We start from the raw sequence: 24,797 nt of genomic DNA on the forward strand, positions 1-24,797 counted from the left end.
TTTGATAAGCGAAGGGTAGGGAGTGAAATGAGGAATAAGAGGGTCGGTATACTCTTTTCCTTCTTTCTTCTCTTTACCCTTTTTGCATGTACAGGAGGGGAGAAATGAGTAAGAAAAATAAGAGGACGGCAAACTCTTTTTCTCTTTCTACTCTTTACCCTCTTTGCTTTATTTTTGTACGGATGTCAACCACAACTCCTATACTTGAGATCGGGAAATCTATAGCGAATGTTCCCTTCGAGATCCATACTATGGAGTGGCTGGAGCAGAACAGGTGGCAGCAGAATGCGATCCCACACCGGCACAACTACTATGTGGTGATCTGGGTGAAAAAAGGGACCGGTGTACATTTGATCGACCTGGATAAATTTGAATTGCAGGATAATACTGTCTATTGTATCTCTCCGGGGCAGGTTCATCTGCTCAAACAGAACGGCGATGCGGAAGGATATGTCATTTCTTTTACAAATGACTTTATGGGCACCGAAGAATCCAATCTTGAACTCCTCTTCAGCAGCGGGCTTTTTAATACGTTCTCGCAATCTCCCGTGATTAAAGTAGAGAAAGACCTTGCGGATGAATTGGACGATACGGTCCACCGGATGATGAAAGAGTTCGCGAATTTTTATATCCTCCGGTCGGAGATCCTGCGCGGCTTTCTCAAAATATTCCTGATCTACCTTACAAGGCAGTTCGAAAAATCAAGTCAGCAACCGGCACAGTCAAAGAATATTGACCTGATGCGCCGTTTCCTTGCATCGCTTGAAAAGAACTACACTACCAAAAGAATGGTGACGGATTATGCCGATGAACTTGTTGTTACACCAAATTATCTGAATGAGGTGGTGAAGAAAGTTTCCGGTTTTCCGGCAAGCCATCATATACAGCAGCGGATCATCCTGGAAGCAAAAAGACAGGCAGCCTATTCGGGCGTGACAATGAAAGAGGTCGCCTATCATCTCGGTTTTGATGATATGGCTCATTTCAGCAAGTTTTTTAAGAACGCGTCCGGTTTGAGTTTCACTGACTTCAAAAAGAGCCTGCAGGTGGCGTAACGTATGTTGTTGGTGAAGCGGGTCTCCCGATTTCTGCAGGTTTGCCTTACTGAAAGATATCGCTCAACAATTCCTTAAAGAAGATCAACAAAGCCAGCTGCCCAATGCGGCATAAAACTTGACTATTTCTAACGCAATATCCCGGGATGCGCTAATCTGACAAGGAAAGAACTGTTTGATGCATTTATTGTAAGATCCATTCGTCAGATCTTTGTACCAGGGAAGAAAAAATTCTTAAACAAGATCGTATGTTATCACCCGGAACAACAGCCCCAGACTTTACATTGTATTCAACGCCAGATCAAAAAGTATCTCTTAGCGAGTTTAAAGGAAAGCGTGTGATCCTTGCTTTTTATCCGGCAGACTGGAGCCCTGTTTGTGGCGACCAGATGGCTTTATATAATGAAACGCTTCGGTTCTTTCACAAGCATAATGCTGAAGTGATCGGCATTTCTGTTGATGGCAAATGGTGTCATCTTGCTTTCAGCAAAGACCGTAATCTTCATTTTCCTTTGCTCGCTGATTTTGAGCCAAAAGGAGCAGTGGCTGATCAGTACGGTGTGTTTGACGAGAAATTGGGTGAATGCAAACGCGCCTTATTCGTTATCGATGAGGAGGGGATTATCCGCTGGAGTTATTTATCCCCCGTCGGCGTAAATCCAGGAGCTGATGGCATACTCGATGCGCTTGAACAAATGGATGCAACTGTACAAAAATAAAAACTCAAATTATGTCTTTAAGGCCACCTGTGTCAGAACAGGATCATATCCAGGGTAACCCCGGGGCAGCAATCGAATTGGTTGAATACGGCGACTATCAGTGTCCTCATTGTGGTCACGCATATCCAATCGTTAAACAGCTGCAGGAAGCTTTAGGCGATAAACTGAAGTTCATCTTCCGCAACTTTCCTCTTTCCGAGATACACCCGGACGCAAGGCTTGCCGCAGTGGCTGCCGAGGCAGCATCCAGGCAGGGGAAATACTGGGAAATGCATGATATCATCTTTGAGAACCAGGAGCAGCTTAAAAAATCAAATCTTTTGGAATATGCCCGGCAGATTGGCCTGGATCTTCCCCGGTTCCAAACCGATCTTGAGTCCTCAGACCTTATGGACATTGTCGAAGAGGATTTTGAAAGTGGAGTCAGAAGTGGTGTGAATGGAACACCAACCTTTTTTGTGGATGGCCGTAAGTATGGAGGCAGCTGGGAGCCGGAAGCATTTGCCGCGTTCCTGAACTCCCGTTTGAAGGAAGCGTGAGGATCGAAAATTTTTGAAGTCTGCCGGTTTACAAGTTGCAAGTGCTTTTGATAATTCAAAGGCGGTAAAACTGGCAAACTATTGAACTTTTAAACATTTGTACCTTTGACCTGTTAACGGTAATCTTTCAGTACAAAATTCTCTCCCATGGCTCAGGTCCGCCTTCTTCGTCATGCTACACTTGTGATTAAAATAGACGGCTCAAGTTTTCTTGTAGATCCGTTGTTAGCAAAAAAGGATACGCTGGACCCGATCATCTGGACCAGCAATAATATCCGTAATCCTATGGTGGACCTTCCTGTTAGTGAGGCGGAATTGGCGGAGATCATTGATTCGGTGGATGGCGTGATCATCACTCATACACATAATGACCACTGGGATGATGCGGCACGTTCCCTTGTCCCTAAAGACAAACTATTGATCGGCCAGCCGCAGGACCGCCCGAAGTTGCTGGAGCAGGGCTATACAAATGTGACAAGCATCGACAAGGAAACAACCATCGGCGGCTTGCGGATCATCCGTACGGATGGGCAGCATGGAACCGGCGAGATCGGCGCAATGATGGCGCCCGTATCCGGATTTATCCTGCAGGGAAACAAAGAAAGTATATATGTCGCAGGCGATACCATCTGGTGTGATGAAGTAGCCCAGGCCATCCTGCAATACCAGCCAGATACGATCATTCTGAATGCCGGTGCAGCTCAGTTCGATAAAGGTGAGCCTATTACCATGACCGCAGATGATGTATTATCTGTTTGCCGGAACAGTAATGCCACCAGGATCATCTGCGTGCATATGGAAACGATCAATCATTGCTATCTGAAACGGGATACGTTGAGGAAAGCGATAGAAAAGGAAGGGCAGTCCGGCAGATGCATTGTGCCGGATGATGGAGAGATCCTGAAGTGATGTTCCCCTGCATCACCCTCCTGCTTTTTTCCCGGCTACCGGTCACCTCCACCGGTATTCGGCCCATTTTCCGGGACAACAGGCTGCTTTCCACTCTCAACGGACCTCAAACGATGATATATACAACGTTTACCAGAGTTTAGCAATTGCCGTCCTGCAGTATGGCTTTTAGTTTTGTGCTATCGAAATCAAACATCAAGCACATAATTAAAAGCACACAAAATGAAAAAGACTATCAAGGCATTATTAGCCCTCTCTATTCTCGCTACACTTTCAGTTACTGCTAAAGCACAGAAACCTTCTACGGATTTATTGAATCCCACGAATCATACACTGGTATTGATCGATCATGAAAGCCAGATGGCTTTTGCGGTTAAAAATATTGAGACAGAGATCCTGAAAAACAATACCGCGATCGTTGCCGGAGCTTCCAAGATCTTTAATGTTCCCACCGTTGTTACAACCGTTGCGGAAAAATCTTTCAGTGGCCCGGTATTCACAGAGATCCAGGACGTTTACCCTCAGGCAACTTCCAATTACATTGACAGAACTACCATGAATACCTGGGAGGATGTAAATGCACACAAAGCAATCACGGGAAAAGGTAAAAAGAAAATTGTACTCGCCGGCCTTTGGACAGGCGTATGTATCGTAGGTCCTGCGCTCTCTGCAAAAGCTGAAGGTTATGATGTGTATGTGATCACTGATGCAAGCGGTGATGTAAGCAAAGAAGCGCATGAAATGGCTATCCAGCGAATGATACAGGCTGGTGTAAAACCGATCACTTCTATTCAGTACCTGCTGGAATTACAGCGCGACTGGGCAAGATCTGAAACATATAAAGCCGTTACTGACCTCGTAAAAAAATACGGTGGAGCTTATGGCGTAGGAATCCAGTATGCGCATGAAATGCTGAAACACTAATCCCTTCTTTGAGACTAAACAAGGGCGGCAAACACGGATGGATCAAAATAATGATTGGCTTAGAATAAACCGTGTTTGCCGCCCTTTTTACTTCCCTTTTCAATTCGACTGACATGAAAGCTTCCCTTTTGACACTCTTTACATTTTTTTCACTGGCCATCTTTGCACAAAAGAAGGCCGATCTGATCATCATCAATGCTAAAGTGACCACGCTGGATGATCAGCAAATGAATGCAGAAGCCGTTGCTATTTCAGGAAATAGAATACTGGTAGCAGGTACAACAGCATCAGTACTGGCAACAAAAAATAAACACACGAAAGTAATTGATGCCGGCGGTCGCGTAGTGATCCCCGGTTTATTTGATAGTCACTTGCACGTGATCAGAGGCGGCCGGTTCTATAATACAGAACTGAGATGGGATGGTGTTACCTCCCTTAAGCGTGCCCTTGCTTTATTAAAAGAGCAGGCAGAACGTACTCCGGCTGGTCAATGGGTGCGGGTTATTGGCGGATGGAATGAATACCAGTTTGAAGAAAAGAGATTGCCGACAATTCAGGAGATCAATGAAGCGACTGGAGATGTTCCCGCTTTTATTCTTTACCTGTACGGAAAAGCATGGCTTAATAAAGCCGGCATTCAAAAACTGAACATCACAGGCGAAACGCCCAACCCGGTTGCCGGGTTGATCGAGAAGGACAGCGAAGGAAATCCAACCGGTTTGCTTGTAGCAGAACCGAATGCATTTATCCTTTATTCCACGCTGGCAAAACTGCCTGAGCTGACCAATGAAGAAAAAATCAATTCAACTCTTCAATACATAACAGAACTCAACCGGCTTGGCGTAACGGCCGTAATGGACGCCGGCGGTGGTTTTCAGAACTTCCCGGACGACTATGCAATTACCGATTCACTGAATAAGCTCGGTAAAATAACTGTAAGGCTTCCTTATTTTCTTTTTGCACAAAAGAAAGGCACCGAGCTGACCGACTATAAAAGATGGATAAATATGGTGGATATTGATCATCCCGCATCCAACGATGTAAATGGTGTAGATTATCACGTAACGGGTGGTGGAGAAAACCTTGTGGCAGACGCAGCCGACTTTGAGAACTTTCTTTTCCCAAGGCCTGATCTGCCTGCATCAATGGAAAGTAATCTTAAGTCAGTGATACAGCTGCTTGTAAAGAACCGCTGGCCTTTCCGCATCCATGCTACTTACAATGAAAGCATCTCGCGTGACCTGGATGTGATCGAAGCAGTGAATAAGGAAACTCCTTTAAATGGGTTGGTATGGCTGTTCGATCATGCGGAAACTATCAGCGACGAGAATCTGAAGCGCGTCAAAGCGCTTGGCGGAGGGATAGCTATCCAGCATAGGATGGCTTACCAGGGAGAAAGTTTTATTCATCGCTATGGCAAAAAAGCAGCACTGGCATCTCCTCCGGTAAAACGTATGCTCGAGTTAGGGATCCCTGTTGGGCTTGGAACAGACGGAACACGTGTGGCCAGTTACAATCCATGGGTATCGCTCTACTGGATCACTACCGGAAAAACGGTCGGCAACACGCAGGTGATGGCAAAAGAGAATACAATTGATCGTTTAACAGCACTTCGCCTCATGAGCACAGGTGGCTATTCGCTGGTCAGAGAAGATGACGTTAAAGGAAAGATCAAGGCCGGCTACTTCGCGGATCTTGTGATACTGGATAAAGACTATTTCAATATTCCTGCAGATGAGATCAAAACAATTACGGCAGCGCTGACATTGGTTGACGGAAAGGTCGTTTATGGAAAAGGTCCATTTCAATCGATCGCGCCTGCTCCATTACCCGTCATCCCTGCGTGGAGTCCGGTGAAATTTTACGGAGGTTACCAGGATAAATAAACTATAAAAATTGTTCAATGAAAAAGGCGATCTATCATATCACTTCGGTATTTCCGGCGGCTACTTCATTTCATCTTACAATGCTGGTGTTCCGTATACTGGTCTCTGTTCAGCTAATGACTACGCATGGATTAAAAAAACTGGGTGTCGGTGTAGAACAGGCAGAGAATATCCCTAACCCGTTAGGATTGCCCGAGCAGTTGAACAGCTACTTTGCAACTGCTGCGAACCTGTTCTTTCCTGTATTGGTCATATCAGGCTTCTTTACCCGTCTTGCCGCTTTGCCTATTCTGGCGGTAACAATGACAGGATACTTCGTATTGCACTGGAATGATTCATTGCTGGAAAAAGATATGCCTTTTATGTACAGTGTTTCTTTTTTACTGATCCTCGTCCTGGGTCCGGGAAAGTATTCGATAGATCATCTGATCAACAAAAAAATTTCATACTAAGCAATCATGATCCGGGAAAATACAGTAAAGCGGTACTTATGTGTAATGCTTGCGATCATTTTCATTCAGCCGCAGCTGCAGGCTCAGGTGAAGCCATTTAAAGCGCTTAGGTATGATGAAGATTACAGCTATCTCTCAAAAGACACAAGTGACAACTGGTATCATCGGATGAAATATTCCCGGCTTTCTGCGGCCGGGTCATCTTACGTAAGCATCGGTGGCGAAGCCCGCATTCAGTATTTCAATTTAAAAAATGAAGATTGGGGCGATGCGGTGCGCGATAAAGATGGGTTTGTTTTGTCGCGATATCTTTTTCATGCAGACCTGCACGCCGGTAAAAAGTTTCGTTTGTTTACCCAGTTGCAAAGCAGTTTGGCAAGTGGAAAACCATCATTTAGCCCTGTTGAACAAAATGAAATGGAATTGCACCAGGCATTTGCTGATTTTAACAGTAAGGTCGGTAGTGGAAATTGGCTGCTGCGTTTCGGCCGCCAGGAAATGTCTTATGGATCACAGCGTTTGATCTCTGTGAGAGAGTTGCCAAACAATCGTCAGTCATTCGACGGGTTGAAGACTTCATGGAAGAACGAACTATACCAGTTGGATATGTTCTACACATATTACGTTCAGGCGAAGAAAGGTATATTTAACGATGGAGTGAATGATGATATCAGGCTTTGGGGTGCATATCTGACGCGTAATAAAGTCAGGGCGCTACAAAATATTGACCTGTATTATCTCGGGATCCGGAAAAGGAGTGCTTTATTTGTTGACGGAAGTGCGACCGAACTTCGTCATTCAGTCGGCACGCGGATCTGGCAGAACAAAACGAACTGGCAATATGATCTTGAAGGTGTGTATCAATGGGGCGGGTTCGGACAGCATACAATATCTGCCTGGACTGCTTCTGCCAATGTTTCGCATACCTTCCCGTCTTCAAAGATGAAACCCGTACTTGGATTGAAAGCAGAAATTATCAGCGGGGATAGGCAAACCGGCGACGGTCGCCTGAATACATTCAATCCGTTGTTCCCAAAAGGCGCTTATTTTGGTTTAGCGGCTTTGATCGGCCCCTCGAACCTGCTCGATATACATCCGTATATCGAACTTGCCGTTGCAAAGGATCTTTCCTGGCAAACGGACTATGATGTTTTCTGGAGGAAAAGTATTGAAGACGGAATTTATGGTCCGAATGTGCAGATCATTTACCCCGCAGGAGTGAGTGCGAAGCATATTGGCCAGCAATTGGGGACAGCGTTAGTGTACACACCAAACCAGTTTTTGAACCTGCGTGGGGAATTTACCTGGTTCAATGCAGGCGGTTACCTGAAGCAGTCAGGAGCAGGGAAAGATATTTTAATGGCTGGCGCAACTGTACAGTTCAAATTTTAAAAACCATTTCTAATTAAATAAAATCAACGATCATGCAAACGAACATTGGCATCAAACAGGAGTTTATTTCAGAGATTGCTCATTCATTGAGTGTATTTCTTGCAGACGAATTTGTATTGTATACGAAGACGCGTAATGCACACTGGAACGTGGAAGGTCCTGACTTTTACAACAAGCACAAATTCTTCGAAGAACAGTATGAACAACTGGATGAAGTGATGGATGATGTGGCCGAAAGGATCCGCGTGCTGGGTCACTATGCACCGGCAACCTTACCGGAGTTTCAGGCGCTCACGCATCTGACAGGCAAATCAGGAAGTAAGAATGACGGGATTGGTTTCATTACAGAACTGCTGGCGGATCATGAAAGCCTGATCATCCGGTTACGTCAGAACATCAACCGTTTTGCGAATGAGTTGCATGATGCGGGAACGAGTGATTTTATTACCGGCCTGATGGAAAAACATGAGAAGATGGCCTGGATGCTTCGTGCGCACCTGGTATAAAACAATTCAAGAATATTGACAACTCTATTATAATTTCGCCGGGTATGGATGAGCAAAATTCTATGATCTGGATGATCGATCCTGTGCACACAAGGCTCCGCTTCGGGGTCCGCTACCTGATGCTTACCGCCGTGTCAGGATGGTTCACAGAATTTGAAGGATCTGTCATTACCAAAGAGGAGGATTTCAGCGCATGCGAGATCCGCTTAACGATCTATGCCAATTCCATTTATACGGGAAACGAAGAGCGTGATAATCATTTGCGCTCCGCGGACTTTTTTGATACAAAAAGATATCCCACGATCGGCTTCCGGTCCACCTCTGTTACTGCTCATGCCGACCATATACAAGTAAATGGCGAGCTTACCATTAAAGATGTCACACAGCCAATCGGGTTCAACGTAATACTGCTCGGCCTATCTGCGGATCCCATGGGCAATTCAAAAGCCGGATTTGAAATGGATGCCGTATTCAATCGCCAGGATTTCAAGATCAGCTGGAACCAGGTGATCGATAAATTCGGGGTGATGATCGCTGATGAAGTGAAATTGCACGGGGATGTGCAGTTGCTGCGAATTTCGTGAATCGTTGAATCGTTGCATCGTTGTCCGTTGTCCGTTGACCGTTGACCGGAATACTTCGTCGAATTTTTCGCCATTCGAAAGTATGATCAAGCGAAGAGAGCGCTAACGACCGCTTACTAACGGTCAACGGTCAACGGACAACGGTCAACGGACAACGGTCAACGGACAACGGTCAACGGACAACGAATCAACGATTCAACGATCTCCTACACCAGCCCGTTTCAGGGATTTATACATCACTATCAGTAAATCCTACATTGCCCGCCACCCATTTTACCCTGACATTTGTGAAGGATTTGAAACAATTGATCCTCAATCAAAAACAAAAGGAGTTTATATGGAAAACAAAATATTGGGCTTGCATCATATCACGGCGATCGCCGGTGATGCCAAACGCAATCATAATTTTTATACATCTGTCCTCGGCCTGAGACTGGTTAAAAAAACCGTCAACTTTGATGACCCCGGCACCTACCATTTCTATTACGGAAACGAAACCGGCGCTCCCGGTACGATCCTGACCTTCTTCCCATGGGAAGGAATCAGGCCTGGTTATACCGGCACAGGAATGGCTACAGAGATCGGATATTCTGTACCTGCAGGTAGCCTGGAGTTCTGGAAAAATCGTTTGACGGATAAAAAGGTTAAGCAAGGGGAAATAACCGAACGATTTGGTGAAATACTACTGCCATTCCAGGACCCTGACGGATTGAAATTGAACCTGATCATTCCCGGTAAAGAAGATGCACGTGCCCCATGGACAACAGACGCTGTGGGTACAAGCGAGGCAACACGGGGTTTCCACAGTATCGTTCTGACATTGAAGAATGTTGACGCAACAGCAAAGATCCTGACCGATATCTTCGGATATACGTTGCTGAAACAGGAAGGAAACCGTTACCGGTTTATTACCACCGCTGTTGAAGATGGCGGAGTAGTCGATCTGATCGAAGAACCCGATGGAACCCCAGGCCTGAATGCCGCAGGAACAAATCACCACGTAGCTTTCAGAGTAAAGAATGATGAGGTGTTGATGGCTTTCAGAGAAAAGATCGTTGCGGCGGGACATCATATCACGCCGAAAATTGATCGTAACTATTTCTTCTCACTGTATTTCCGTGAACCAGGTGGCGTGTTATTTGAGCTGGCTACAGATAATCCGGGATTCGCGGTGGATGAAGAAGTGAGTGAATTGGGAAAAAATCTGAAACTGCCGGCACAGTATGAAGCCCGCCGGAAAGAGATAGAAAAAGTATTACCGGTTTTGGTTGACTAAGCAGGTTGCAGAACGTTCACCGGCTTTCACCGGTGAACGGACTGCAATTCCATATAACAAAAGCATCAAAATGAAAACACAGATAGTTTCAGCCGGAGAGAGTCTTGACACTGCATCGAAAGTGTTGATCATGGTACATGGCCGGGGTGGAACGGCAAGCGATATACTTACGCTGGCCCCACATCTTGAGATCGATGGATTTGCATTGTTGGCTCCGCAGGCTTCTCAATACACATGGTATCCCTATTCTTTCCTGGCCGAGCCAAAGAAGAACGAGCCTTCTCTTTCGGAAGCGTTGGATGCATTGGATGAAACCGTGAAACATGCAGTAAGTGCCGGGTTTAAAAAGAAGGATATTTACTTCCTTGGATTCTCCCAGGGGGCCTGTCTTACGCTCGAATATATTACCCGCAATGCCACTCAATGGGGTGGAGCGGTAGCTTTTACCGGCGGACTGATCGGCGACAGGGTCTATGAAGAAAATTATAAAGGGGATTTCGGAAAAACACCTGTTTTTATCGGCACCAGTGATCCAGACCCACATGTGCCTGTAGATAGAGTGTTGTCTACAACCGCTATTCTCAGAAAGATGAACGCCTCTGTGAATGAGAAGATCTATCCTTTTATGGGACACACGATCTCAGGAGAAGAGCTGAGGCTGGCGAACCAATGGGTGTTCAACCGGCAGGGAGAGAGGGATGAAAGTTTAAAAGTTTAAATGTTTAAAAGTCTAACGGTTTGGGAGGTTTAGGAGGTTTCATTAGCCTTTACATGCTGGACTCAAACCTCCCAAACCTCCCAAACTCCCCAAACTTGCCAAACCTTTAAACTTTTAAACCTTTAAACTTTCAACCTCCATGTTCCCCATCACCCGCATCTATTCCGACACGAACGGTCATTCACATTTTGAGGATCAGGAAATCCAGCTCCGGGATAATGGGGAGATCGGGAAACTGTCAGTTCCTTTTCCCGTGGGATCAGTGATCTTCAGGGAAGTGATTCCGTCTTATGATTATGATTTTCACACTGCACCGCAACGTCAGTACCTGATCTTACTGGACGGTGAGATCGAGATCGAAACATCGCTTGGTTTCAAAAGAAGATTCCGTGGGGGCGATGTTTTGCTGCTGGAAGACGTCTCCGGTTTCGGTCACCGCACCCGCAATATCATTCCCGCCGTCCGGAAATCAGTGTTTATCACTCTTGATCAGTAACGGAGCTGAAGGATAAAAACCTCATTGCGGGTTTGCGTCAGCATATCTTTATCTGCTCACAGGAAGGCCGGACCACGGCCAACTGACTGCGGTAAATGAAATCCGTCCTAACTCCTTGTTTGATAGTCCCATTCGGCGTACTTTTATTCTATACTTCTCGGTTACAGTAGCAGCACACTATAAGAACAGGTAGAAAACGCAGGTAAAATGTACAACTAATCCAGTTGTTTATCCATTGTGCCTGCAATCGACGCCAGTTAGTTTTGCAGGTAACCTTGTTTCTATGCACCCAAGTAGAAAAAAGCGATATATGAATTATGCCCAATTGCTCGACGAGGTTAAACAGGAAGTGACCCACTTTTTTCAGTTGCACGAAAATGATGGATTTACTTATCACAACCTTTCACATACTGAAAGGGTGGTAACAAATGCCGGCTTGCTGGCCAGGCACTACCAGCTCGATGATAAAGACTTTTTTATCGTCACCACCGCAGCCTGGTTTCATGACACCGGCTATTATGTAAATGGAGCGACCGATCATGAACTCCGCGGAACAGAGATCGCCGCAGCTTTTCTGCAGGGAAAAGGGGTGGATGAAACCATCATTCACGCCGTATCCAATTGTATTATGGCAACTTGTTTGCCACAAACGCCGAAAAACCTGCTAGAGCAGATCGTGTGTGATGCAGACCTTTTTCATCTCGGTACAGATGAATTCCCGGAGCAGAATAAAAAGATGCGCAAGGAAGCAGAATGGAGAATGCAGCGTAAGATCTCCAAACACGAATGGCGGCAAAGTACTATCCGTCTTTTCCAGGCACATCACTTTCAAACCGATTACGGGAAATCCCTTCTTACCGGAAAGAAAACGGAAAACCTTCAGCGCTTAAAAGATAAAGAGGCCGGCGAAATTGAAGAATCAGCCACTTCCGTTACAACGGCGCAGCCGGTTCCTAAAGCCGTGAATGTTCCCAAGCCGCAAGGGGAACCTAAAAAAGCCAAAGTTGAAAGGCCTGAACGTGGCATCGAAACCATGTTCAGGATCAGCTCTCAGAATCATCAGCGATTAAGTGATATGGCCGATAATAAGGCGAATATCATGATCACTACGACCTCGATCATTCTGTCAGTACTGCTCAGTGTACTGCTCCGCAAGCTGGAAGACAATCAGAACCTGATCATCCCAACTTTATTGTTGCTGGTAGTGTGTGTGGTGACGATGGTCTGTTCAATCCTGGCCACACGGCCCGCCATACCTCCCGGCATTTTTACACAAAAGGAAATCGATGAAAAGAAAGTAAATCTGCTGTTCTTTGGAAACTTTTACAGGATGAGTTACGATGAGTACAATAAAGGAATGCAGGAAATGATGAATGACCGCGATTTTCTTTACGGCAGCCTTACCCGCGATGTGTATTCGCAGGGAGTTGTGCTGGGCCGCAAATACAGGTTGCTGCGAGCAGGTTACAACGTGTTTATGTATGGAATTGTGGTATCTGTACTGGCATTCATGATCGCCGCGATTTTCTTTTAGTGGTTGACATACCGGTTAATCCCAGGCACTGACGTTTTTTTAATTTTTAATTGTAAGTTTTGAATTCGGTTTTTTTCGATAGAGACCTTAGTTGGCTTTCTTTCAACGGCAGAGTGCTCGCAGAAGCGGCCAGGGAAACTGTGCCCTTGTTTGAACGTATCAGGTTTCTGTCTATATACTCCTCCAACCTCGATGAGTTTTATCGTGTACGTGTACCGGCCATGATGGCACTGCAACGGATCAATAAAGGAGACCTCAGTGATTCTTTGATCGCTGAAGCAACGAATACCATTAACAGGCAACAGGAGTACTTTGGCTATCTTTTGCAAAAAGAAATACTTCCTGAATTACAGAAAGCCGGTTATCATTTATTATACAATGAGCCGATACCGGAACAGCTGCATGCGGACACTATTGAATATTTTTATACACAGGTTGCCGGTTTTCTGCAACCATTTCTTCTTTCGGGAAAGGAAGATTTTTTTCCGGAGAATAATTTGCTTTATCTGACGGCGGCTGTGCAATCAACCGACGGTGACGAAGAATTGTATATGATCAATATACCTTATAACCAGGTGCCCAGATTTTGGAAGGTTGGTCAATACATCGTTTTCCTTGAAGATGTGATCAAACATAATCTCAGCTGTCTTTTCCCCGGAAAAGTAGTAAAAGGCTCATGGAATCTGAAGATCACGCGTGATGCTGAACTGGACCTGGAGGATGAATATGAAGAAGACATCGCGGAGAAGATCGAAAAGCAATTGGCTAAGCGCGATAAAGGATTTGCTACACGTTTTTTATACGAACCGGGAATTCCTTTGCGTCATCTGCAGCATATTGTAGATCGTTTCAATCTTCGCAAGGCATCAGTGGTAGAAGGCGGCCGGCATCATAACCTGAAAGATCTTGCAGCATTGCCATTGTCCGGCGCCGGTATCAGTTATCCCGCGTGGCCCGCTGCTTCAGTACGGCCGGATCATTCAATGCGTTTGCTGGAGCAGCTGTCCGAAGGAGATCTGATGATCCATGCGCCCTATCAGTCATATAGTACCGTTCTTCGTTTTTTTAATGAGGCAGCGATAGACCCTTCTGTTAAAGAAGTATATACAACTTTATACAGGGTTGCCAGTGATTCCCGCATAGCACAGGCGCTGATCAGTGCCGCAAAGAATGGCAAGGCGGTAACAGTGCTGGTAGAGCTAAAAGCAAGATTTGACGAAGCAAATAATATACGCTGGGCAAAGAAAATGAAAGCTGCCGGCGTAAAGATCATATACAGCATTAACGCATTGAAGGTTCATGCTAAGATCGCGCTGATCAAAAGGGAGCACCCAACACATCCTTATGCAGGTTTACTGGCCACGGGCAACCTGAATGAATCTACAGCGCGTTTCTATACAGATCATATTTTACTTACAGCCTTCCAGCCTATGTTGCAGGAAATGGAACTGCTGTTCGGTTTTCTCAGTAAAAGAAAAAAGCCTGATGCGGCCGATCAGATCCCGTTCAAGCATTTACTGGTAGCCCAATTCAACCTGCAATCAGCCTTCCTGGGATTGATTGATCGTGAGATCCTTCATGCAAAGCAAGGCCGCCCCGCTTCCATATTGATCAAGATGAACAACCTGGAGGAGGAAGTGATGATCCGGAAACTATATGAAGCATCAAACGCAGGTGTAGAGGTACGGCTCATCGTCAGAGGTATTTGCCGCCTGGTGCCCGGTATAGAAGGCCAGAGCAGTAATATATCTGTAAAGCGCATTGTTGACCGCTATCTGGAACATGGACGTGTGTTCGTTTTCCACAATGACGGACAGCCAGAATTGTTTCTTGGTTCCGCAGATTGGATGAACAGGAATATTTACCGCCGCATTGAAGTTTGCTTTCCTGTATATGATCCCGCGCTGAAAGAACAGTTTCTGCATATCGTCTCACTGCAATGGCAGGATAATGTACAGGCTGTTTGGATCGATGCGACACAAAGCAACAAGCCAGTGAAAGATGATCAACCACCAGTACGCTCGCAGGAAGCCATCTACCAGTGGCTTTCTGATCAAACCCAAACTGTTTTACCCGAAAAAATGGAAGCATGATACGTCGTTTTAAAAGCTTGTTTGTAGCGGCCGCATTGATATTACTGATCAATAGCTGTTCGTCAGAAGAATCCGAAGGCAAAACGCCGAAAGAGTATAACCTGAACAAACCCGAACGCTTTGCCATGCCGGAAAGCTTACTCGAGATCTCCGGCATCGCTTTCAATAAAGGGATCGCTGATACGATCTATGCCATCCAGGATGAAGAAGGAAAGCTGTTCCGCTTGGCATGGGGAAACAAAAAGCAATTCCATGGTAAATTCTGGAAGAGCGGCGACTATGAAGATGTTTCAATCCTGAGAGATAAAGTGATCATACTGAAAAGTAACGGATCCCTTTTTTCTTTCCCATTCACTGATGCGATCTATGACGAGATCGATAGTGTAAAGGAATACCAGAAATTGCTGCCGGAAGGCGAATACGAAGGAATGTATGGTGATGAGATCTCCGGAAAACTTTACCTGTTGTGTAAGAACTGCACAATCGATAACAACGATAACGTAACAGGGTATATCTACCGGGCCGACAGCGATTCGCTGGTGTTTGCGGGACAGTTCAATATTGATGTTGATCCGATCAAACCTTTTTCGGGAAAGGTCAAGAAAGGCCTTCGTCCTTCGGCAATAGCAAAGAATCCAGTAACACGGGAATGGTTCATCGTTTCTGCGGTCCATAATCTGCTCGTGATCACTGATGAGAACTGGAAAGTGAAAGTGGCATACCCGTTAAATGGAAATACCTTCAATCAGCCCGAGGGCATTGCATTTGACTCCGCAGGCAATCTGTATATCTCCAATGAGGGAGACGATATTTCTGCCGGGAATATCCTGAAGTTCCAACGATTGACGCCATAGCCGAACCAACAAAATCAACTGCATTATGAGACAACTATTTTTTTTAACCGCGCTACTGGCAACAACCTTTTTGTCTGCACAGGATAGCGTCAGGTACCGCGTGATCCTGGTGGGGGATGCGGGTGAGCTGAATAAGGAACAGCAGAAAGCACTGCAACATGCGTCAGCACACGTGCTGCCGGGAAAGACAAGTGTATTCTATCTCGGCGACAATATTTACCCGAAAGGAATGGAACTGCCGGGTAGCGGCAAGGTTCAGGGAACGATCGATATCCTGCGTTCACAATACGAACCTATGCGTTCGAAAGGAGCGCCTGTGTATTTTGTACCGGGTAACCATGACTGGGATAAATCCGGCCCTAATGGCCTTGCCAAAATAAAACTTCAATGGCAGTATCTCGATCAGCTTGGAGATTCCTTATTGAAAATGATTCCTCCAAACGGTTGCCCTGATCCTGTAGCGATCAATCTCACCGATAAACTTGTCGTGATCGCCTATGACAGCGAATGGTGGCTCTATCCCTTTGATAAAAAAAATGAAGATGGAGAATGCGATTGCCAGTCGCGCGAAGATGTTGTCGCAAAACTTGAAGAACTAAGATACCGGAATCGTGATAAGATGGTGATCCTGGCATCACATCATCCTTTTGCCAGTTATGGAGTGCATGGAGGCAAGTATACTATAAAAGATCATATTTTCCCATTAACAGTAGCGAGCAAGAACCTTTACATCCCCTTACCCGTTATTGGCTCATTATACCCTTTTCTACGGTCAACCTTTTCAAATCCGGAAGATCTCAAACATCCCCTTTACAGAGACCTGGCAAAGAGAGTTACAAAAGTATTCGGTGATTTTCCCAATGTTGTTTATGCCGCTGGGCATGAACATGGCCTGCAATTGATCAAAACTGACCGCCTTCAGGTGGTTAGCGGCGCGGGAGCTAAACATACTGCTGTTAAAAAGGGACGGAACTCTCTTTTTGCGGATGCTACACAGGGATACGTAACCGTTGATCAGATGCTGGATAACAGCCTCCGGTTCACGTTCTATATTTATGAAAATGATGCGGTGAAGACGGCATATACTTATTCAATGCCGTTTACCGCTGTTACACCCGAAGTGGAACTTGCCGGAAAGGTGATCACAGCTGATAGCATGACGGTGCAGGTTCGTCCTTCCTATGACAAACCCGGAGGATTTCATCGTTTTCTGTTTGGTGAGAATTACCGGAAGGAATGGGCTGCTCCTACAAATCTTCCGGTACTGCGCATCTCTGAAATGTATGGTGGATTAAAACCTTTGCAACTTGGCGGCGGTATGCAATCGAAGTCACTTCGTGTAGCCGATCCTACCGGCAAGGAATGGGTGATCAGAAGCGTTGAGAAGATCCCGGATGGACTACTGCCTCCGGAGCTTCGCAGCACATTTGCGCGCGACTGGCTGGATGATGTAACGAGTGCACAACATCCTTTCTCTGCGTTGATCGTTCCGCCTATAGCAAACGCGGTGAAAGTGCCACATGCAAATCCGGTGATCGGCGTTTTATCTCCCGATAAAAACCTCGGCATCTATCAACGCACATTTGCCAATATGATCGTGTTGTTTGAAGAACGTGAGCCATTAGGAGAATCGGATAATTCCGAGAAGATGAAGAAGAACCTGCAAAAGGATAATGACAATACCATCCAGGCAAAGGAACTCCTTCGTGCGCGTATGCTCGATGCCCTGCTGGGTGATTGGGACAGGCATGAAGATCAGTGGCGTTGGTTCGATACAGAGAAAGGAAAAGAAAAAACATATGCAGGCATACCACGTGACCGTGACCAGGTGCTGCATCTTACACAGGGATTGTTGCCCAAACTTGCGTCGTCAGGATTTATATTGCCTACGCTTCGCGACTTCGATTCAAAACTCAGCCATGTAAAATGGGTGCTTTTTAAAACCCGGTTTGTGAATGCATATCCTGAAATGCAATTCACCCGCGACGAATGGAAAAAGCAGGCTGAAAAATTTGCCGGCCAGGTAACAGACTCAGTGCTGGAAGCAGGCTTACTGCGCTTGCCGAAGCCAAGCTATGATCTCCGCCATGACGTATTGCTGAGTAAATTAAGATCACGCCGCGAGCGCCTGCCGGAAGCAATGCTTGAGTATTATGATTTCATCCATAAGATCGTTGATATCCGCACAAGCGATAAAAATGAATTTGTGGAGATCAAAGATGCTGAGGATGGCGGATTGAATGTACGCATCAATAAGATCGACAAAGAAGGAGTAGTGAAGGCTGAGCTGATGAATAAGACATTTTCACCTGATCTTACCAGGGAAATCCGTTTGTTTATCGGTGCAGGAAAAGATAGTATACTGATCGATAATAAATCATCAAAGATCAAACTGCGGTTGATAGGGGGTAATGATCAGAAAAGCTATAATGTTGTTGAAGCTAACAAAACGGTTCGTTTATATGACCGGGATAACGGCTCTGTGTATACGGGGAATGTTTCCTCCCTGAAGAAACATATTTCAAATGATAGCCTGAATACCGCGTTCACGCCAGTTAATCTTTATAATACCTGGATTCCCCTGGTGGTGTTAGGCGTTAACGTGGATGATGGATTTATTTTTGGCGGTGGATTCAGGTTGCTGAAACAGGAAGGCTTCCGTAAGTATCCATATAGCAGCATGCATCAGTTGCTGGCAGGTCATTCATTCTCTACGAAAGCGTACCGCGTAAAATATAATGCTGAATGGATCCAGGCGGCGGGCAAAGCAGATATCACATTGCAGGCTTTGATCAGGGCGCCGAACAATACGATGAACTATTTTGGAAGGGGAAATGAAACGGAATATGACCGTAAAACATCAGATATCCGTTTTTACAGAACCCGGTTCAGTACTTATCAGCTGGATCCGGCATTCCGCTGGAGAGGTGCAAAAGGCTCTGCATTCAGTGTCGGACCTTCAGCTTATTATTACACATTTGATGCGGATGACAACGCCGGGCGCTTTATCAGCAATACCGCGCAAGTGGGTTCTTATGACAGCTTAACACTGGATCAGAAAAAACTGCATCTGGGGGTGGTCATGACCTATGTAAATGATAACCGCAATAATAAAGTGATCCCGCAGTGGGGCTCATTTATCAATATCCGTCTGCAGGCGTATAAAGGAATGGGGATGTATGCGAAGGATTTTGTTCAGCTGATCCCCGAAGTGGCGCTGTATAAAAATCTGAACCGCCGGGCGACCATTATCCTTGCGGAGCGTTTTGGCGGAACGGTGACATTGGGCAAAACGGCTTTCTACCAATCCGCTTTTCTCGGCGGTCAGGAAAACCTGCTGGGATACCGCCAGTTCCGCTTTGCCGGTCAGCACAGCTTTTATAATAACCTTGAACTGCGTATCAAACTGGCGGACCTGGTCAACTATATCCTCCCCGGCCAGTTTGGCATTACAGGCTTCTGGGATGTGGGTCGTGTTTGGCAAAACCCTGACAATTCCAGCAAATGGCATAGCGGAGTAGGAGGTGGTATTTATTTTGCACCAGCATCGATGCTTTCCCTGAGCTTTGTGATGGGAAACTCGTCAGAAGGATGGTATCCCTATTTTACGATGGGACTTCGGTTTTAAGTTATGCAAGCAAAAATTCTTGATATAGTGCCAATTCCGTTTCCGCCGCCCGCGCCGGAAACATTGATCTCTTTTGCCCCATTCGTTAATTACCTGAAAAAGAGGAAAGAACAATCCGATTGTCATAAAAGCAAGTTTTTTTCTTATGTGATCGAGGAGTTCGAAAAGAATCCCGAATTGCTTGGTGAAGTGAAACCGGCGGATGTTGAGCAGTACGCGAATCAAATGCAACTCATCTATCTGAGTCTCTCACCAATGGTGGAAGATGAGGAAAATCATTTCTGGGGCCTCAGCCTGCCCATGCGCCCGGTACTCATGTATACAACCAATGCCCTGTACCGTTTCGCACAGGATATGATGGCAGATAAGGTTGCCAGCGATCAGATCCCCGGCACCCTCGAAGAGCTGGCAAAGGAAAAGCTTGAATACAGTTATTCGTTCATCCTGGAAAGGCTCTACGGAATGACCAATTTCCTCAACCGCTATTTCATTCATTCGGTGGTTGACAGGAAAACGGGGTTGACGAAATATTACAAACAAAAGCTTGATACAAGGTTCATCGATATAGCCACCACACGCCCATTGCCGGAACTCAACCTGGCAACGCTGAAGTCGAAGATCAATGACAGTCGCGATGTATTGCCGCTGCTCCAGGAACTTCTTCCGCTTGATATGTTCCGATTCACCGGTTTTGGCATAGCCAGTATTGAAGAAGTGACACCCCAGTATGCCCTGGAGAACATCAAAGGCCTCCTGCTTGATCACTCTTCTCTCAAGGAAGACGATTACTATACCAGGTTCACCGATTCGTTAAAGTCATTGATAGGCAGTACCGATGTCGAATTCGGTGCATTGCCTTTTCTTGAAGTGAATGGAAGACCTGTGTTCATTGATGGTGCCTGTTTCAATAGTGTGCTGATCAATTCGGCAAAAGAACATGCGTCGGGCGAGAAGTCCTATGCAAGCCTGGCGGAAGAGTATGCAAAGAAACCCAAGGTGACATTTATCCGGGATATTGCGGAAGAAGATGAAGGGCGACATGAAATGATCCGCGCCCTGAAAGTCGCCGGTGTCCGCTCATTCGCCATGCTCCCGGTGTTTTTCAATAATGCACTCGTCGGTGCGGTAGAGGTTTACTCAAAAAAGCCGGGCATATTGAACGAGGCATTGCTGTCTCAGCTGGAACCAGCAATGCCGTTGCTTTCACAGCTGCTGAAAAATACGATCGATCAGTTCAATGACTCGGTGGAAAAAGTGATCAAGGAAAAGTTCACCGCCGTTCAGCCTTCCGTACAATGGAAGTTCAATGAAGTAGCCTGGCATTACCTGCAGAACGAACATCAGCCTCAATCAAGAAAAGAAACAGAAGATATTGTCTTTGAAGATGTATATCCGCTTTACGGGGCGGTTGATATCCGGAATTCGACAGTCGAGCGCAACCAGGCACTGAGAAAAGATCTCCGTGTTCAGTTCACGGTGTTGATGACGGTATTAGAGAAACTTCGCAAGGTCACAGGTTTCGGCCTGCTTGACGAAAAGATCTTTGTTAGCCAGCAATGGCTTAACAAGATTGAAAAGGATAATAGTGTTTTTAACCAGGAGATCAAGCTGAATGAATTCCTGGAGAACGATATGGTGCCGTTCCTGCTGCAGTTCATAGATAATCAGCCGGAGCTCACGGCCATCGCAGACGAATACTTTTCTGCTATCAATGAAAAGCATGGTGCTGCATATGAAAATCGTCGCGCGCTCGAGTCTTCGATGACAACAGTGATCTCATCTGTCAATAATTATTTCGAAATGTTGAAAGACGAGATCCAGCAGGCATATCCGTGCTACTTCGAAAAATTCAGAACGGATGGTGTTGAATACGATATCTATATTGGCCAATCCATCACCCCAAATAAGCCATACAGCAATATTTACCTGAAGAACCTGCGCCTGATGCAGCTTACTTCAATGGCCGCCATTGCCCGGTACTCCCACTCGTTACTGCCTTTCCTCTCACGAAAAGTAGAAACAACCCAACTGATCTTTATTCATTCACATCCCATTGATATCCGCTTCCGTAAAGATGAAAAAAGATTTGATGTGGAAGGGGCGTATAATATCCGTTATCATATAATCAAAAAGCGGATCGATAAGGTGAATATCAAAGACACCAGGGAGCGATTGACACAGCCGAACAAGATCGCGTTGGTTTACTTTAATCAGAAAGAAGCAGATGAATACATCTCCTATATTCGTTATCTACAGGGCGAAAAGCTTTTAAACAATGACCTTGAGTATCTTGAACTGGAGGAGCTTCAGGGTGTTTCCGGATTAAAAGCCTTGCGTGTGGGTGTTAACCTGAGCGCGGAAGAAAAAGCCCCAGCGGTTTCCTGATATAAAAACACTGTCGTTTAGTTAAGGATTTTCCCGAAAGTTCATTCGATGACCGATGACCGTTGGTCGAAATACATTTGCCCACTAGTGTCAATACCATATACCAATTAGCCGCAATCGCTTCCATCCAAATGCGGCACCCGGCCATCATTCATGGGCCATCGAGCTGGTGTGGGACGATCTCTTAACTAAACAACATTGGATATAAAGCGGGTTATTTTTTTGGAATTAACACGAGCTTCCCCTCCATTGTATACACTTCTATGTGCTGACCGTAGTGAAACCCAAACTTTTCCAGCCAGGCTCCGCTGATGCGGATCTCCGGCACTTTTGTGCAATCCCAGCGCGTCGTACGGATCATCTGCTGGATCTTTAATGTGCGTGAGGTAATTTCTTTATCCGGACTATTCAATGTAGTCGGCAATAGAACTGACGTTTCCATAGTTTATAAGTTTTGGTAAGGAGCCCGGCGGACTGTAGGGTGGTATGTCACAGACGGCCGGCAGCTCCTCCTGTGTTTGGAACACTTCAAAACTATAAACACAGCAAGGCTGCGGCAAGGGAAAAAAACAATGTTCTGACGTTTTTTCCCGTAGAGATTAGATGTTTTTTATAGGAAAGAGTACTTAAAACGCTAATAGCCCAATAGCATAAAGTGTGAGGCAGCTGATACGCTCTTCTGTCTCTACCGGATTACGAACTTCACCCTCATGTCTGAATGTGTAAGAGTCACAAAAGCAACTCTTAAACCCTTAAACTCTTAAACTTTTAAACGCACTTCTCCAGCTTTAGAACCTGATCTCCCTTTACCTTACTCCTCCGCCAGTTCTACCTGCGCCTTCACCATTTCCCTTCCATCCCATCCGTCATCAACACCGGCGCGCAGTATATCGCGGTCTGCACGTAAAGTTTCTTCCAGCTCTTCCACATATTTTTTAACCGCGATCACATATTCATCCGGGTTCCGGATAGAGCTCAGGTATTTTAACCGCCGCTCATCTTCTTTGAAAAATGTTTTTGCCAGTCGTGTTGTTTCATGTGCACGATATCCAAGCAGTTTCATTGCGTCTACGCCCATGCGCAGGCTGGTGTCCAGTGTTTCCCGGTAGATATGCATCATCCCCGCATTCATAAGGTCATATGCATCGTTCCTGTTGGTAGCCCTTACCAGCATCCGCAGGTTAGGGAAATGCTTTTTGATGGTCTGTATCATCTCCAGTCTTTTTTCTTCATCCCCAATAGCGATAATGATCAGTTTTGCCTGTTTTGCTCCGGCGATCTCCAGCAACTCATGCCGGCTTGCATCTCCATAATAGACTTTGAATCCCATTCTGCGTAAGAGGTCCACGTTGTCACTGTCTGTATCGAGTACCGTCGTATTGATATTGTTCGCTCTTAAAAAGCGGCCAACGGTGTTCCCGAAATGGCCAAACCCGGCGATGATCACAGGATTTTCTTCAGCTTCCACATCATGTTCCCTACCGGGTTTATGTTTATCAGGGTCGCATAGCCTGGGCTGGATCCATTTATCATTGACCAGCATTACTAACGGAGTTATTACCATGCTTAAAGCCACCACTGCCACGAGCGTGTCCATGATCTCTGTAGAAAGGATCCCGGCGTCTCTTGCCGCATTGCTTAATACAAATGCAAACTCTCCAACCTGGCTCAGGCCAAAGGCAAATGTCAGGTTTTGCGGAGTGGCGAGTTTGAACAGCTTTCCAAGTCCGGTGAGTACGGCCATCTTTACGATCATCACGGCGCCAACCAGTCCCAATATCATCCATGGCCTGGAAAGTATCAGGTGAAAATTGATCGATGCGCCCACCGCAATAAAGAATAGTCCCAATAATAATCCCTTGAACGGATCAAGGTCGCTTTCCAGCTCATGCCTGTATTCGCTATTGGCAAGTACAACACCCGCGAGGAACGCTCCCAGCGCCGGGCTTAGTCCGACAGCATTCATCAAAGTTGCAGTACCTACCACGAGCAGTAAAGCCGTTGCGGTGAAGATCTCCCGGAGACCGGTTTTCGCGATCAGCCTGAAGAAGGGGCGAAGGAGGTAGCGACCGCTGATGATCACTACTGCTACTGAACCCAGTACAGCCAGTGTTTGTGCCCATCCGGGCCATTCGGCCAGTAATCCGGTCTCTTTATGACCTCCTGTGGCGCCGGAATGGCTCACCGCCAGTAAAGGAAGTATAGCCAGCATGGGGATCACCGCAAGGTCCTGGAAGAGCAATACGGCAAAAGAACTTTCTCCTGCAGATGTTTTCAGTTGATTCTTTTCGGAAAGCGATTGCAGAACAATAGCCGTTGAAGAAAGAGAAAGTATCATACCAAGCACCAGTGCCTGTTTCCAGTCAAGTTGAAGAAGCATAACAGCACCAGCGAGTACCAGTGTAGTGATGCCAACCTGTAAACCGCCCAGCCCGGCAATTGATCTGCGCATCCGCCATAAGCGGGAAGGTTCCAGTTCCAATCCTATAATAAAGAGCAGCATCACCACGCCGAACTCAGCGAAGTGCATCAGGTCCTGTCCTTCTTCCCCGATAAAATGAAGGCCCACCGGTCCGATAATAATACCGGCAAACAGGTAGCCGAGCACAGAACCCAGCCCCAGTCTTTTAGCGATCGGCACCATGATCACTGCCGCTGCCAGATAGATCATTGCCTGAAAGAAGAATGTTTGCTGCATGTAGTTGATTTTTTATAGACGATGACCAGTGGCAGATAGCCGTTGGCCTGATGTCGCGTATGCTAAAGTAAAAGTTTAATGAAATGGTGTTTTCGCTGCTGTTCCTGTAATGATGCATTCGGCCATCCATTGTCAAATGATAACAGTTT

20 protein-coding genes are annotated in these 24,797 nt (G+C 46.0%); 18 read left to right on the forward strand and 2 right to left on the reverse strand.

Translation table 11 applies throughout. The annotated features are described in order from the left end of the window. Positions 1-182 precede the first annotated feature (182 nt). From LZZ85_RS24235 to LZZ85_RS24320, 18 genes are all read left to right on the forward strand, one after another. Positions 183-1,055 carry a helix-turn-helix domain-containing protein gene (locus LZZ85_RS24235; protein WP_237876181.1) on the forward strand — a complete coding sequence of 291 codons (873 nt, stop codon included), beginning with the start codon at positions 183-185 and terminating at the stop codon, positions 1,053-1,055. A gap of 248 nt (positions 1,056-1,303) precedes the next feature. Continuing rightward, the gene (locus LZZ85_RS24240; protein WP_237876182.1) at positions 1,304-1,774 is read left to right on the forward strand and encodes a peroxiredoxin; all 471 of its coding nucleotides are present in this window, start codon (positions 1,304-1,306) and stop codon (positions 1,772-1,774) included. An 11-nt stretch (positions 1,775-1,785) separates the two neighbouring features. Beyond that, positions 1,786-2,313, forward strand: coding sequence for a DsbA family protein (locus tag LZZ85_RS24245; protein WP_237876183.1), 528 nt, complete (start codon positions 1,786-1,788; stop codon positions 2,311-2,313). Between the two features lie 147 nt (positions 2,314-2,460). After that, positions 2,461-3,222, forward strand: coding sequence for an MBL fold metallo-hydrolase (locus LZZ85_RS24250; protein ID WP_237876185.1), 762 nt, complete (start codon positions 2,461-2,463; stop codon positions 3,220-3,222). Positions 3,223-3,444: 222 nt separating this feature from the next. Then, complete coding sequence (locus LZZ85_RS24255; RefSeq protein WP_237876186.1) at positions 3,445-4,146, forward strand: hydrolase; 702 nt, start codon at positions 3,445-3,447, stop codon at positions 4,144-4,146. A gap of 113 nt (positions 4,147-4,259) precedes the next feature. After that, positions 4,260-6,032, forward strand: coding sequence for an amidohydrolase (locus LZZ85_RS24260; RefSeq protein ID WP_237876187.1), 1,773 nt, complete (start codon positions 4,260-4,262; stop codon positions 6,030-6,032). A 17-nt stretch (positions 6,033-6,049) separates the two neighbouring features. Next, positions 6,050-6,484, forward strand: a complete 435-nt coding sequence (locus LZZ85_RS24265) for a DoxX family protein (protein ID WP_237876188.1) — start codon at positions 6,050-6,052, stop codon at positions 6,482-6,484. Between the two features lie 6 nt (positions 6,485-6,490). Continuing rightward, positions 6,491-7,876 carry an alginate export family protein gene (locus LZZ85_RS24270; protein ID WP_237876190.1) on the forward strand — a complete coding sequence of 462 codons (1,386 nt, stop codon included), beginning with the start codon at positions 6,491-6,493 and terminating at the stop codon, positions 7,874-7,876. A gap of 32 nt (positions 7,877-7,908) precedes the next feature. Further along, positions 7,909-8,382: a Dps family protein gene (locus LZZ85_RS24275; RefSeq protein WP_237876191.1), complete on the forward strand. Its 474-nt coding sequence runs from the start codon at positions 7,909-7,911 to the stop codon at positions 8,380-8,382. A gap of 44 nt (positions 8,383-8,426) precedes the next feature. Then, the gene (locus tag LZZ85_RS24280) at positions 8,427-8,966 is read left to right on the forward strand and encodes a YceI family protein (protein ID WP_237876192.1); all 540 of its coding nucleotides are present in this window, start codon (positions 8,427-8,429) and stop codon (positions 8,964-8,966) included. 337 nt (positions 8,967-9,303) lie between these two features. Continuing rightward, positions 9,304-10,242, forward strand: coding sequence for a ring-cleaving dioxygenase (locus LZZ85_RS24285; protein WP_237876193.1), 939 nt, complete (start codon positions 9,304-9,306; stop codon positions 10,240-10,242). Positions 10,243-10,312: 70 nt separating this feature from the next. Then, the gene (locus LZZ85_RS24290) at positions 10,313-10,960 is read left to right on the forward strand and encodes an alpha/beta hydrolase (RefSeq protein WP_237876195.1); all 648 of its coding nucleotides are present in this window, start codon (positions 10,313-10,315) and stop codon (positions 10,958-10,960) included. Between the two features lie 139 nt (positions 10,961-11,099). Continuing rightward, positions 11,100-11,456, forward strand: a complete 357-nt coding sequence (locus LZZ85_RS24295; RefSeq protein WP_237876196.1) for a cupin domain-containing protein — start codon at positions 11,100-11,102, stop codon at positions 11,454-11,456. Positions 11,457-11,766: 310 nt separating this feature from the next. Further along, entirely contained in the window at positions 11,767-12,990 is a 1,224-nt protein-coding gene (locus LZZ85_RS24300; RefSeq protein ID WP_237876197.1) for a Pycsar system effector family protein, read from the forward strand. 59 nt (positions 12,991-13,049) lie between these two features. Then, a complete protein-coding gene (gene ppk1 / locus LZZ85_RS24305; RefSeq protein WP_237876198.1) occupies positions 13,050-15,083 on the forward strand; it encodes a polyphosphate kinase 1 in 2,034 nt (677 codons plus the stop codon). Next, positions 15,080-15,937 (forward strand): SdiA-regulated family protein, encoded by an 858-nt coding sequence (locus LZZ85_RS24310; RefSeq protein ID WP_237876200.1) that lies wholly within the window; start codon positions 15,080-15,082, stop codon positions 15,935-15,937. Before ppk1 ends, LZZ85_RS24310 begins: the two co-directional genes overlap by 4 nt. 25 nt (positions 15,938-15,962) lie before the next feature. Further along, a complete protein-coding gene (locus tag LZZ85_RS24315; protein WP_237876201.1) occupies positions 15,963-19,565 on the forward strand; it encodes a BamA/TamA family outer membrane protein in 3,603 nt (1,200 codons plus the stop codon). A gap of 3 nt (positions 19,566-19,568) precedes the next feature. Beyond that, positions 19,569-21,950: a GAF domain-containing protein gene (locus LZZ85_RS24320; RefSeq protein WP_237876202.1), complete on the forward strand. Its 2,382-nt coding sequence runs from the start codon at positions 19,569-19,571 to the stop codon at positions 21,948-21,950. Positions 21,951-22,164: 214 nt separating this feature from the next. Here LZZ85_RS24320 and LZZ85_RS24325 read toward each other — a convergent pair whose 3' ends face one another. Then, positions 22,165-22,392, reverse strand: a complete 228-nt coding sequence (locus tag LZZ85_RS24325) for a SymE family type I addiction module toxin (RefSeq protein ID WP_237876204.1) — start codon at positions 22,390-22,392, stop codon at positions 22,165-22,167. Positions 22,393-22,761: 369 nt separating this feature from the next. After that, the gene (locus LZZ85_RS24330) at positions 22,762-24,648 is read right to left on the reverse strand and encodes a monovalent cation:proton antiporter-2 (CPA2) family protein (protein WP_237876205.1); all 1,887 of its coding nucleotides are present in this window, start codon (positions 24,646-24,648) and stop codon (positions 22,762-22,764) included. Positions 24,649-24,797 lie beyond the last annotated feature (149 nt).

Source organism: Terrimonas ginsenosidimutans (assembly GCF_022012415.1).
Classification (GTDB): Bacteria; Bacteroidota; Bacteroidia; order Chitinophagales; family Chitinophagaceae; genus Terrimonas_A; species Terrimonas_A ginsenosidimutans.